Origin of the sequence: Micromonospora chalcea (assembly GCF_002926165.1) — a bacterium.
In the GTDB taxonomy this organism is placed as follows: domain Bacteria; phylum Actinomycetota; class Actinomycetes; order Mycobacteriales; family Micromonosporaceae; genus Micromonospora; species Micromonospora chalcea.
Window position 1 is genome coordinate 96,821 of the sequence record NZ_MAGP01000110.1, and the last position, 11,906, is coordinate 108,726.

Genomic DNA, 11,906 nt, shown 5'->3' on the forward strand with positions numbered 1-11,906 from the left:
TCCTGGGATGGAGGGGTTGGACATGAAGCTGGTGACCGCGGTCATCAAGCCGTACCAGCTGGACGCGGTGAAGGAGGCTCTGCACGCCCTCGGCGTGGCCGGGCTGACGGTCAGCGAGGTCCAGGGCTACGGCCGGCAGAAGGGGCACACCGAGGTCTACCGGGGTGCCGAGTACACGGTCGAGTTCCTGCCCAAGATCCGGGTCGAGGTGCTCACCGACGAGATCGACGTCGACAAGATCGTGGACGCGATCGTCGGCGCCGCCCGGACCGGCAAGATCGGCGACGGCAAGGTCTGGGTGACCGGCGTCGAAGAGGTCGTCCGGGTGCGTACCGGCGAGCGCGGGCTCGACGCCCTCTGACGGCCGGACCTGCCGACGTGACCTCGTTGACCACGGCTGCCACCCCCACCGGGGACGGCGTCCCCGTGGTCAACGAGGTCGTCGGCGTACCCGGGGGCATCGGTGAGCCGGCCCGGAACGCGCGGGCCGAGGCGCTCGACGCCTGGCTGCGCCGGGCCTTCCCGGACCGGGACGGGGTGGCGCTCGTCGCGGTGGGCGGACTGGGCCGCCGCCAGTGCGCCCCCTACGGCGACCTCGACCTGGTGCTGCTGCACGCCGGGGTGCCCGGCATCGACGAGCTGGCCGCGTCGCTCTGGTACCCGATCTGGGACGCCGGACTGCGGCTGGACCACTCGGTACGCACCGTCGCCGAGGCGCTGTCGGTGGCCCAGGACGACGTCAAGGTCGCCCTCGGCCTGCTCGACGCCCGGCACGTGGCCGGCGACCCGGCGCTCACCGACCAGCTCGCGCGTACCGCCACCGACCACTGGCGGCGGACCGCGATCCGCCAGCTCCCCGGCCTGCGCGAGATCACCGCCGCGCGCTGGGAGGCGCACGGCGAACTGGCGTTCCTGCTCGAAGGCGACCTCAAGGAGGCGGCCGGCGGGCTGCGCGACGTGGGCATCCTGCGCGCCATCGCCACCGCCGGGGTCACCGACGCGCTCCGCCCGGCCGTGTACGCGGCGCACCGGCGGCTGCTGGACACCCGCGACGCGCTGCACCAGCAGGTGGGCCGCCGGGTCGACCGCCTGGTCGCCCAGGAACGCGACGGCGTGGCGCGGCTGCTCGGCGCCGAGGACGGCGACGCGCTGCTGCGGCTCGTGGCCGGCGACGCCCGCACCGTCAGCCACGCCCTGGACGACGCCTGGCGGGCCGCCGACCGGCTCCGCTCCGGCCGCCACCGGGCCGCCCCCGGCCGGCCGCTGCGCCGCCCGGTCGCGCGGGACGTGGTCGAGCAGGACGGGGAACTGGTGCTCGCCCGTACCGCCATCGGGGCCCGCCCCGACCCGAGCCTGTCGCTGCGGGTGGCCGCCGCGGCCGCCACCACCCGGCTGCCCATCGCGCGGGCCACCTGCGAATGGCTGGCCGCGTACTGCCCGCCGCCGCCCGCGCCCTGGCCGCCGGCGGCACGGGCCGCGCTGATCACGCTGCTCGGCGCCGGTCCCGGCCTGGTGCCCGCCTGGGAGACCTGCGACAGGTACGGGCTGATCGACCGCTGGCTGCCCGAGTGGACCCGGATGCGCAGCCTGCCCCAGCACAACCCGGTGCACCGGTTCACCCTCGACCGGCACCTGGTGCAGACCGCGTACGAGGCGAGCCGGCACACCCGCGACGTGGAACGCCCCGACCTGCTGCTGCTCGGCGCGTTCCTGCACGACATCGGGAAGGGACTACCCGGCGACCACTCGACGGTCGGCGCGCCGCTGGCCGAGGCGGTGGCCACCCGGGTCGGGCTGCCACCAGCCGAGGCGGAGCTGATCGGCACGCTGGTCCGGCTGCATCTGCTGCTGCCCGACGTGGCCACCCGCCGGGACCTGTCCGACCCGAAGACAGTCGCCGGTGTGGCCGAGCGGGTCGGCGACACCGCCACGCTGGAACTGCTGCACGCCCTGGTACGCGCCGACGCCGCCGCCACCGGCCCGGCCGCCTGGTCGGCCTGGAAGGGCCGGCTGATCGCCGAACTGGTGGCCCGGGTGCGCACCACCCTGGACACCGGCGTGGTGCCCGCCCCGCCGGCCCCCGACCCGGCGCTCGTGGCCGGGCCGCTGCCTGTCGTACACCTGGGGGAGGACCGGGTGTCGGTGGCCGCGGCGGACCGGCGCGGACTGCTCGCCACGGTCGCCGGTTGCCTGGCCCTGCACCGCCTGGAGGTGATCTCCGCGGACGCCGCCACCGTGGACGGCCGCGCCCTGGTGCAGTGCCGGGTGCAGCCGCGCTACGGGCTGGCGCCGAACCCCATCGCGCTCAGCGCCGACCTGCGCCGCGCGGTCGGCGGCGACGTCTCGGTGATCCAGCGGCTGCGTGGCCGGGCGCTCGCCGCCCGCAGCCAGGGCGCCGCGCCCCGGGTGGTCTGGCATCGGGAGGCGGCCACCGACGCGGTGCTGCTGGAACTGCGCGCCGCGGACGCGGCCGGGCTGCTCTACCGGGTCACCTGCGCGCTCGACGAGGCCGGCGCCCAGGTGCGGGCGGCCCGGATCTCCACGCTCGGCGGCGACGTGGTGGACGCCTTCTACCTGGTCGGCGGCTGGCCCTCGGACGAGGAACGAGCGCGCATCGAGGCCGCCGTGCTCGCCGCCGTGTAAGGAAGGGCCCCTTGTTAACGCCTCCGGTAGAGGAAGGGACCCCTGTTAACACCCGGCCGACGAGCGGCGCGGGCCCGTGGACGGCCGGGCCGGAGCGAGGGTGCGGGCGGCGGGCTACCCTAACGGTGGGCTGGACCATCGGCCCGCCAGCATGTGCCCGCCGAAAACGACAAACGGGATGTTCGCGTGTTTGACACCTTGAGTGACCGCCTGTCCGGGATCTTCACCAAGCTCCGCGGCAAGGGCCGGCTCACCGACGCCGACATCGACGCCACCGCGCGCGAGATCCGGATGGCGTTGCTGGAGGCCGACGTCGCCCTGCCGGTGGTCAAGGGCTTCATCGCGAACGTCAAGGAGCGGGCGCGCAGCGCCGAGGTCTCCCAGGCGCTGAACCCGGCCCAGCAGATCATCAAGATCGTCAACGAGGAGCTAATCAACGTCCTCGGCGGCGAGGGGCGGCGGCTCCAGTTCGCCAAGCACCCGCCGACCGTGATCATGCTGGCCGGCCTCCAGGGCTCCGGTAAGACGACCCTCGCCGGCAAGCTGGCCCGCTGGCTCAAGAGCCAGGGCCACCAGCCGCTGCTCGTCGCCGCCGACCTCCAGCGCCCCAACGCCGTCGGGCAGCTCCAGGTGCTCGGTGGCCGGGCCGGCGTCGAGGTGTACGCCCCGGCGCCCGGCAACGGCGTCGGCGACCCGGTGCAGGTGGCCCGCGACTCGATCGAGCACGCCCGCCGCGCCGCCCGCGACATCGTCATCGTCGACACCGCCGGCCGGCTCGGTATCGACGCCGAGATGATGCAGCAGGCCGCGAACATCCGCGACGCGGTCCAGCCCGACGAGGTCATCTTCGTCATCGACGCGATGGTCGGCCAGGACGCGGTCCGTACCGCAGAGGCGTTCCGCGACGGCGTGGGCATCACCGGCGTGGTGCTGTCCAAGCTCGACGGCGACGCCCGCGGCGGCGCCGCGCTCTCCGTCCGCGAGGTCACCGGCCAGCCGATCCTGTTCGCCTCCACCGGCGAGAAGCTGGAGGACTTCGACGTCTTCCACCCCGACCGGATGGCCAGCCGGATCCTCGGCATGGGCGACGTCCTCACTCTGATCGAGCAGGCCGAGGCGGCCTTCGACTCCGATCAGAAGGACAAGATGACCGCCAAGCTGATGGGCGGGGAGACCTTCACGCTGGAGGACTTCCTCGATCAGCTCATCGCGGTCCGGCGGATGGGCCCGATCGCCAACGTGCTGGCCATGATGCCGGGCATGGGGCAGATGAAGGACCAGCTCGCCGAGTTGGACGACAAGCACTTCGACCGGGTGACCGCGATCATCAGGTCGATGACCCCGGCCGAGCGCACCAACCCGAAGATCATCAACGGCTCCCGCCGGGCCCGGATCGCCAACGGCTCCGGCGTCACCGTCATGGACGTCAACCAGCTGCTCAACCGCTTCACCGACGCGCAGAAGATGATGAAGCAGATGGGCGGCATGATGGGCCTGCCCGGCGGTGGCCGGCGCAAGGCGACCAAGTCGCCGAAGAACAAGCGCAAGGGCACCAAGGGCGGCGGGCGGCCGCGTACCGGCGCCGGCATGCCGGGTGGCTTCCCGGGCGGGATGCCGCAGCTCCCGCCGGGCCTGGACCCGGGTGACCTGGCGGGTGGGCAGGGCCTGCCGCCGGGCTTCAAGCTCCCGAAGATCGACTTCAACAAGCTGGGCAAGGGCGGCGACAAGGGCCCCCGCTAGCGTGTCGGTGACGGTGGGCGACGTCGCTGTCTCCTAAAGTGATGTCGCCCCCTGGAAGGAGATGTCAATGACCGCGGCCCCGATCCTGCCGGAGCGGCACGAGTGGACGGTCGACGACCTGGGCGAGCTGCCCAAGGACCTTCCGTACGAACTGATCAACGGAAGGTTGATCGTGCCGTCGCCCACTCTGCTGCACCAGGACATGTGTGTCCGTCTCCTGCTCGCGTTGGAGGTCAACTGCCCGAAGGAGTACCAGGTCGGGATCGACCTGTCGATGCGGGTCGACCACCGCAACGAGCCCCGGCCGGACGTCGTCGCGGTCGTGCGGGGTAACGCCAACCGGAGTCCGTTGCCGGTCGAGGACGCGGTGCTCGCCGTCGAGGTCATCTCGCCGACCTCCACCTTCCGCGACATGTACGACAAGGCCAGGGTCTACGCGCACGCCGGTGTCCGCTCCTACTGGGTGCTCGACCCGGTCAAGGAGAAGATCACGCTGACCGAGTACGTGCTCGGCGCCAATCGCGAGTACAAGCAGGTCAGCCAGGCCGAGGACCTGTTCGTCACCGAGCGGCCCTGGAAGGTCTCGGTCGACCTGCCGGCGCTGACCGCGCGCCGCAACGACCTGCTCGCCGGCGAGGAGGACTGATCGGGTAGGACTGTGCACATGGCTCTGCACGTGCGCGGTGTGTTCCTTCCCGACGACGAGGTCCGGGACGTCTGGCTGGTCGGCGACCGGGTCACCTTCGAACCGGTGCCCGGCGCCGAGACGGTGGCCGACGGCGGCTTCGTGCTGCCCGGCCTGACCGACGCGCACTGCCACATCGGCATCGCCCGCGGCGGCAGCCCGATCACCTCGCTCGACCAGGCGCGGGAACTGGCCCGGATCGACCGGGACGCGGGCGTGCTGGCGATCCGCGACGCCGGGTCGCCGTACCCGTACCCCGAACTGGAGGACGAGCCGGACCTGCCGCGACTGGCCCGCGCGGGCCGGCACGTCGCGCCGCCCAAGCGGTACCTGCGCGACATCGGCGTGGAGGTCGGCGCGGCGGAGGTCGCCGAGACGGTGGCCGCGCAGGCCGCGGCCGGCAACGGCTGGGTCAAGCTGGTCGGCGACTGGATCGAGCGGGGAGTGGGCGACCTGGCGCCGGCCTGGGACGCCGACACCATGACCGCGGCGGTCGCCGCCGCGCACGCCGCCGGGGTACGCGCGGCGGTGCACACGTTCTCCGAGTCGGCGGTGGAGATCATGGTGCGGGCCGGGGTGGACTCGGTGGAGCACGGGACCGGGCTGAGCCTCGACCTGATCGACCTGATGGCCCGGCAGGGCACCGCGCTGGTCCCCACGATGATCAACATCCGGACGTTCGGCCACATCGCGGAGCAGGCCCGGCCCAAGTTCCCCGGGTACGCCGACCACATGCTCGCCCTGCGCGACCGCTTCCCCGAGGTGGTGCGCGCCGCGCACGAGGCCGGTGTGCCGATCTACGTCGGCACCGACGCGGGCGGCGGCATCGACCACGGGCTCGCGGCCGAGGAGATGCTCCTGCTGCACGAGCAGGCCGGCATGTCCGCGCCGGACGTGCTGGCCGCCGCCTCCTGGCGGGCCCGGGAGTGGCTCGGCTTCCCCGGGCTGGTCGAGGGCGGCCTCGCCGACCTGGTGGTCTACCCCGAAGATCCGCGCCGTGACCTGCGCGTGGTCCGGACGCCCAGCCGGATCGTCCTGCGCGGCCGGGTCGTCCGCTGACGGGCCGGGTCGCCCGCTGACCGGCCGCCGTCGTCGCTAGCGCGCCGTCGCCGCCATCAGGAACAGGCGCACCGCCAGGTCGGCCAGCCGGTCGGCGGTCTCGTCGACCGGGCCGCCGGGCAGCACGATGTGGCTCACCACCAGGCGTACGACGCTGTCCGCCGCGAACGCCAGGGCCGCCGGATCGGCGTCGGGCAGGCGGTCACCCGTCCACTCCAGCAGCGCCGCCGCGGCCTCGGCGAGCACCAGCTCGGACCGGGTGGTCAGGTACGGCAGTAACTCCTCCGAGCCGCCCCGCGTGCTGGTCAGCACCGCCCGGACCAGCGGGTTCTCGGCGGCTGAGGCGAGCGTGCGGTGGATCGCCGCGTACGCCGCCGCCCGCACGTCGGAGTCGTGCTCGCCGAGCGCGGACCGGACCTGGCCGACGAACCGGTCCACCTCGTGCCGGGCCAGCGCCTCGCCCAGGCCCGCCTTGGTGCCGAACTCGTTGTAGACCGTCTGCCGGCTCACCCCGGCGGCGGCGGCCACCGCGCCCATCCGGACACGGTCCCACCCGAGGGCCACGGTCTGCGCCCGGGCGGCCTCCACGATCGCGTCCCGTGTCTCACCCATCGCCGTCGAAGTCTACGGCCGCGCCGGGCGACACGGCGCGGCCCGGCTCCCCGGCGAACCCCCGCCCCGCACGGCGCATAGGATGTGCGGTCATGGCACGCGTGCTCACTCCCCGTGCGGAGGACTTTCCCCGCTGGTACCAGGACCTGATCGCCAAGGCGAAGCTGGCCGACAACGGCCCGGTCCGGGGGACCATGGTGATCCGACCGGCCGGCTACGCCATCTGGGAGCGGATGCAGGCCGAGATGGACGCCCGGATCAAGGCGGCCGGCGCGGAGAACGCGTACTTCCCGCTGTTCATCCCGGAGAGCTACCTCAAGCGCGAGGCCGAGCACGTCGAGGGCTTCTCGCCGGAGCTGGCGGTGGTCACGCACGGCGGCGGCAAGCAGCTCGCCGAGCCGGTGGTGGTGCGCCCCACCAGCGAGACGGTCATCGGCGAGTTCATGGCCAAGTGGATCGACTCGTACCGCGACCTGCCGCTGCTGCTCAACCAGTGGGCGAACGTGGTCCGGTGGGAGCTGCGCCCGCGGATCTTCCTCCGTACCAGCGAGTTCCTCTGGCAGGAGGGGCACACCGCGCACGCGACCCGTGAGGACGCCCGGGCCTACGCGCGGCGGATCCTGCACGAGGCGTACGAGGACCTGATGGTCAACGTGCTCGGCATCCCGGTCGTGGTCGGCCTGAAGACCGCCCGGGAGCGCTTCGCCGGCGCCACCGCCACGTACACGTGCGAGGGCATGATGGGCGACGGCAAGGCGCTGCAGCTGGGCACCAGCCACGAGCTGGGCCAGAACTTCGCCAAGGCGTTCGACATCAGCTACTCCTCGGCCGAGGGTGGCCGGGAGCACGCCTGGACCACCTCCTGGGGCACGTCCACCCGGATGCTCGGCGGCCTGATCATGTGCCACGGCGACGACAACGGGCTGCGGGTGCCGCCGAAGCTGGCGCCGGTCCAGGCGTACGTGATGGTCGTCAAGGACGGCGACGGCGTGAGCGAGGCGGCGGCCAAGCTGCGCGACGCGCTGCGCGACGCCGGGGTGCGGGTGGCGCTGGACGACCGGACCGACACCGCGTTCGGCCGCCGGGCCGTCGACGCCGAGCTGCGCGGCTACCCGGTACGCGTCGAGGTCGGCCCGCGTGACCTGGCCGCCGGCAACGCGGTGGTGGTCCGGCGTACGGACGGTTCGAAGGCCCCGACCCCGGTGGCCGACGTGGTCGGCGCGGTCCTCGCCGCGCTGGAGGCCGACCAGCGGGCGCTGCACGACCAGGCGCTGGAGTTCCGCCGGTCCCGCACCGTCGAGGTGTCGACGCTGGCCGAGGCGATCGAGGCGTCCGCCACCGGCTGGTCGGGGGTGCCGTGGTCGGCGGTCGGCGTCGAGGGCGAGGCCGAGGCGAACGGGCAGGGCGTGACGGTCCGCTGCCTGGTGCGCGCCGACGGCTCGGTGCCGGACTCGGAGGACGAGCCCGACCTGGTGGCGATCCTCGCCCGCGCCTACTGAGGGTGTAAGGAAGGGCCCCTTCTTAACGCATTCTGCATAGGCGGGGGCCCTTGTTAACACGACGGCGGGGGTGAGCGTGCGGTTCGAGCCGGGGCGGCTGATCATGCACCGGAACGTGCGGCATGGCCGGATCGGGTGGGTCCGGTCGGCCCGCGTGGTCTCCGACGACGAGCGCGGCCTGCTGCTCTGGGTGGCGCGGACAGCGCCCGTCGCGCACGAGGTGAACGCCGCCGGCCTGGGCATGCGGGCCGTGCCGTTCGCCGAGTGGGTGACGTCGTCCTACCGGCTCGCGCAGGGCCGGTGGAACGGTCCGCCGGTGCTGAAGTTCCTGCCCACCGGCGCGGCCCACTCGGTCTGGTGGTTCCGCGACGCCGCCGGGCGCTTCCAGAACTGGTACGTCAACCTGGAGGCGCCCGGCGTCCGCTGGGACGACGGCGCGGTGGCCGGTGTCGACATGGTCGACCAGGACCTCGACGTGGTGGTGTACCCGGACCTGAGCTGGGAGTGGAAGGACGAGGACGAGTTCGCCGAGCGGCTGGCGTTCCCGGAGCACTACTGGGTGACAGACGAGAAGGCGGTACGCGCCGAGGGTGAACGGGTGATCCGGATCGCCGAGGCGGGTGCGTTCCCGTTCGACGGCACCTGGTGCGACTTCACCCCGCCCACGGAATGGGGTGTACCGGACGAACTTCCGCCGGGGTGGGACCGCCCGCCGGTGCGCTGAGCGGGTGTCGTCCGTCACGGCCCGACCCGCCGCGGGCGTGGTGTCCGGGTCCGGTGTGAGAGTTCCGGGGCGGATCTGGCAGAATGGTTCGCTGGTATCCGGCGCGCGTCCGGCGCCCTCTAACCCGGGCGCGTCGCCAGTTCACCGAGCAGTCTCCGGCCCAAACCCCACTGTGCCGGTCGGCGCTCACCCGCCACACCGCCCGTACGGGCCGGTGAGATCGCAACAGGAGCGAAACAACTGTGGCCGTAAAGATCCGGCTCCTGCGGATGGGCAAGATCCGCAACCCGCAGTACCGCATCGTCATCGCCGACTCGCGTACCAAGCGTGACGGTCGCGCGATCGAGTTCGTCGGTGTGTACCAGCCGAAGGAAGACCCTTCGGTGATCGAGGTCAAGTCGGAGCGGGTCCAGTACTGGCTCTCGGTCGGCGCTCAGCCGAGCGAGGCCGTGCAGCGCCTGCTGGAGCTGACCGGTGACTGGCAGAAGTTCAAGGGCCTGCCGGCCCCGCCGCCGCTGAAGGTCGCCCCCGAGCGGGCCGACCGCAAGGCGGCGTACGAGGCCGAGGCGAAGGCCGCCGCCGGCGTGGCGGACACCCCGGCCAAGCCGGCCAAGAAGGCCGCCGCCAAGGCGGAGGAGCCGAAGGCCGAGGCCAAGGCCGAGGAGCAGACCGGTGCCGAGTCCGGCGAGCAGGCCTGACATGCCGCTGCGTCCCGCTCTGGAGCACCTGGTCAAGGGCATCGTCGACCACCCGGACGACGTCCGGGTGCGGATGGTCGACTCCCGTCGGGGCAAGCGCCTCGAAGTCCGCGTGCACCCCGAGGACCTCGGCACGGTGATCGGGCGGTCCGGCCGGACCGCCAGGGCGCTGCGCCAGGTGATCGGGTCCATCGGCGGGCGTGGGGTACGCGTCGACATCGTCGACTCGTACTGATGCTTCTCGTCGTCGGCCGGATCGGTAAGCCGCACGGCATCCGCGGTGAGGTCACCGTGGAGGTGCGTACCGACGAGCCCGAAGCACGGTTCGCCCCCGGTTCGGTGTTGACCACCGAGCCGGGGGTCACCCCGTCGGAGCCCGGCGCCTGGCGGGTGCCGCCGGCGCTCACCGTCGAGTCGGCCCGCTGGCACCAGGGGCGGCTGCTCGTCGCCTTCGAGGGCGTGCTGGAGCGCAACGTCGCCGAGGCGCTGCGCAACACGCTGCTCGGCGTGGACAGCGCCGACGTCGCCCCGCCGGAGGACCCGGAGGAGTTCCACGACCACCAGCTGGTCGGCCTCGCCGTGGTCACCCGGGACGGGGAGCACGTGGGCGAGGTGGCCCGCATCGACCACGCGCCCGCATCCGACATGCTGGTGCTGCGGCGGCCCGAGGGGCGTACCGCGCTGGTCCCGTTCGTCAAGGCGATAGTGCCCGAGGTGGATCTGGCCGGCGGTCGCGTCGTCGTCGACCTGCCCGACGGCCTGCTCGATCTCTAGCTCTCGACCTCCGGCTGGAGCCACCGCATGCGCGTCGACATCGTGTCGATCTTCCCTGAGTACTTCGCCCCGCTGGACCTGTCGCTGATCGGCAAGGCCCGCGCGAACGGCACGCTGCGGCTGGCCGTACACGATCTGCGGACCTGGACCCACGACGTGCACCGCACCGTCGACGACACGCCCTACGGCGGCGGTCCCGGCATGGTGATGCGGCCGGAGCCGTGGGGTGAGGCGCTGGACGCGCTGGCGCCGGGCGAGCTGAGCCCGGACGGGCACACGCTGCCCCGGCTGATCGTGCCGTCCCCGGCCGGCGTCCCGTTCACCCAGGCCCTGGCGCACGAGCTGGCCGCCGAGTCGCACCTGCTGTTCGCCTGCGGCCGGTACGAGGGCATCGACCAGCGGGTGCTGGACCACGCGGCGACCCGGATGCCGGTGACCGAGGTCTCCCTGGGTGACTACGTGCTCTTCGGCGGCGAGGTGGCAGTGCTGGTGATCCTGGAGGCGGTCACCCGGCTGCTGCCCGGGGTGCTGGGCAACGCCGGCTCGCTGGACGAGGAGTCACACGCGCACGGGCTGCTGGAGGCCCCGCTCTACACGAAGCCGGCGACCTGGCGCGGGCTGGATGTGCCGGAGGTGCTGCGCTCCGGCGACCACGGCCGGATCGCCCGCTGGCGCCGGGACGAGGCGCTGCTGCGCACGGCCGGGCGCCGCCCCGACATGATCGGCGCGCTGGCCCCGGAGACGCTCGACAAGCGGGACCGGGCGACGCTGGACCGGGGCGGATTTTCCCCGCCACCGGGGCATGTGGCAAAGTAGAGGGGTTGCCGCATCCGTCCACGCCGTGGGCGGCTGCGAGGACCCTCGACCGGGGCCGGTCTCGCCGGTCACCACCCGGGGGTCAGAATCACCCATCCGCGCATCGACTGACGATGCGCCGTGAGCCTCACGAGGACGCAGCGATGAACCTCCTGGACGCCCTTGACGCCCAGTCGAAGCGTACCGACCTGCCCGACTTCCGTGCCGGTGACACCGTCAAGGTGCACGCGCGGGTCGTCGAGGGCAACCGCTCCCGGGTCCAGATCTTCCAGGGCGTCGTCATCCGCCGCCAGGGTGACGGTCTGCGCGAGACCTTCTCGGTCCGCAAGGTCAGCTTCGGCGTCGGCGTGGAGCGGACCTACCCGCTCAACGGCCCGGGCATCGACCGGATCGAGGTCGTGACCCGCGGTGACGTGCGTCGCGCCAAGCTCTACTACCTGCGTGAGCTGCGGGGCAAGAAGGCCAAGATCAAGGAGCTGCGGGAGAAGCAGCCGGCGAACTGATTCGCGTTCGCCACGCCGCCCGGCCTGCGCGGATGTCGTATCGACCAGACCGCATTACCCTGGTCGGTACGGGCGCAGCCGGACGGTGCGAAACGGTCCACTACCGCCCGTGGGGTCTCGAAGGAGACTCCCGGGCGGTAGTGTCGTTTCCGC

Annotated in this window: 13 protein-coding genes; 12 read left to right on the forward strand and 1 reads right to left on the reverse strand. The window is 72.9% G+C overall.

Features of this window, described 5'->3' with window-relative positions:
• The first annotated feature begins 22 nt into the window (after positions 1-22).
• The 5 genes from BAW75_RS14670 (at position 23) to BAW75_RS14690 (ending at position 6,127) form a co-directional block, all read left to right on the forward strand.
• Positions 23-361, forward strand: coding sequence for a P-II family nitrogen regulator (locus BAW75_RS14670; protein ID WP_174537509.1), 339 nt, complete (start codon positions 23-25; stop codon positions 359-361).
• 17 nt (positions 362-378) lie between these two features.
• Complete coding sequence (locus BAW75_RS14675) at positions 379-2,643, forward strand: [protein-PII] uridylyltransferase (protein WP_104113915.1); 2,265 nt, start codon at positions 379-381, stop codon at positions 2,641-2,643.
• A 186-nt stretch (positions 2,644-2,829) separates the two neighbouring features.
• Positions 2,830-4,383, forward strand: a complete 1,554-nt coding sequence (ffh, locus tag BAW75_RS14680) for a signal recognition particle protein (RefSeq protein WP_043325921.1) — start codon at positions 2,830-2,832, stop codon at positions 4,381-4,383.
• Between the two features lie 67 nt (positions 4,384-4,450).
• Positions 4,451-5,029 carry a Uma2 family endonuclease gene (locus BAW75_RS14685; protein ID WP_104113916.1) on the forward strand — a complete coding sequence of 193 codons (579 nt, stop codon included), beginning with the start codon at positions 4,451-4,453 and terminating at the stop codon, positions 5,027-5,029.
• Between the two features lie 18 nt (positions 5,030-5,047).
• A complete protein-coding gene (locus BAW75_RS14690) occupies positions 5,048-6,127 on the forward strand; it encodes an amidohydrolase family protein (RefSeq protein ID WP_064447040.1) in 1,080 nt (359 codons plus the stop codon).
• 36 nt (positions 6,128-6,163) lie between these two features.
• On the opposite strand, the gene BAW75_RS14695 is transcribed toward BAW75_RS14690, so the two are convergent.
• Positions 6,164-6,739 (reverse strand): TetR/AcrR family transcriptional regulator, encoded by a 576-nt coding sequence (locus BAW75_RS14695; protein WP_064447041.1) that lies wholly within the window; start codon positions 6,737-6,739, stop codon positions 6,164-6,166.
• 92 nt (positions 6,740-6,831) lie between these two features.
• Here BAW75_RS14695 and proS point away from each other — a divergent pair, with 92 nt between their 5' ends.
• The 7 genes from proS to rplS all read left to right on the forward strand — a co-directional run bounded on the left by proS (position 6,832) and on the right by rplS (position 11,753).
• Positions 6,832-8,238 (forward strand): proline--tRNA ligase, encoded by a 1,407-nt coding sequence (gene proS, locus BAW75_RS14700; protein ID WP_104113917.1) that lies wholly within the window; start codon positions 6,832-6,834, stop codon positions 8,236-8,238.
• Positions 8,239-8,314: 76 nt separating this feature from the next.
• Positions 8,315-8,962: a ribonuclease FAU-1 family protein gene (locus tag BAW75_RS14705; RefSeq protein WP_104113952.1), complete on the forward strand. Its 648-nt coding sequence runs from the start codon at positions 8,315-8,317 to the stop codon at positions 8,960-8,962.
• Positions 8,963-9,204: 242 nt separating this feature from the next.
• Positions 9,205-9,660 carry a 30S ribosomal protein S16 gene (gene rpsP, locus BAW75_RS14710; RefSeq protein WP_013284587.1) on the forward strand — a complete coding sequence of 152 codons (456 nt, stop codon included), beginning with the start codon at positions 9,205-9,207 and terminating at the stop codon, positions 9,658-9,660.
• Entirely contained in the window at positions 9,635-9,895 is a 261-nt protein-coding gene (locus tag BAW75_RS14715; protein ID WP_244206120.1) for an RNA-binding protein, read from the forward strand. The genes rpsP and BAW75_RS14715 overlap by 26 nt, the downstream gene beginning before the upstream one ends.
• The gene (gene rimM, locus BAW75_RS14720) at positions 9,895-10,434 is read left to right on the forward strand and encodes a ribosome maturation factor RimM (protein ID WP_104113919.1); all 540 of its coding nucleotides are present in this window, start codon (positions 9,895-9,897) and stop codon (positions 10,432-10,434) included. Before BAW75_RS14715 ends, rimM begins: the two co-directional genes overlap by 1 nt.
• A gap of 27 nt (positions 10,435-10,461) precedes the next feature.
• Complete coding sequence (gene trmD / locus BAW75_RS14725) at positions 10,462-11,250, forward strand: tRNA (guanosine(37)-N1)-methyltransferase TrmD (protein ID WP_043325913.1); 789 nt, start codon at positions 10,462-10,464, stop codon at positions 11,248-11,250.
• 143 nt (positions 11,251-11,393) lie between these two features.
• Positions 11,394-11,753, forward strand: coding sequence for a 50S ribosomal protein L19 (rplS, locus tag BAW75_RS14730; protein WP_104113920.1), 360 nt, complete (start codon positions 11,394-11,396; stop codon positions 11,751-11,753).
• Positions 11,754-11,906: the final 153 nt, after the last annotated feature.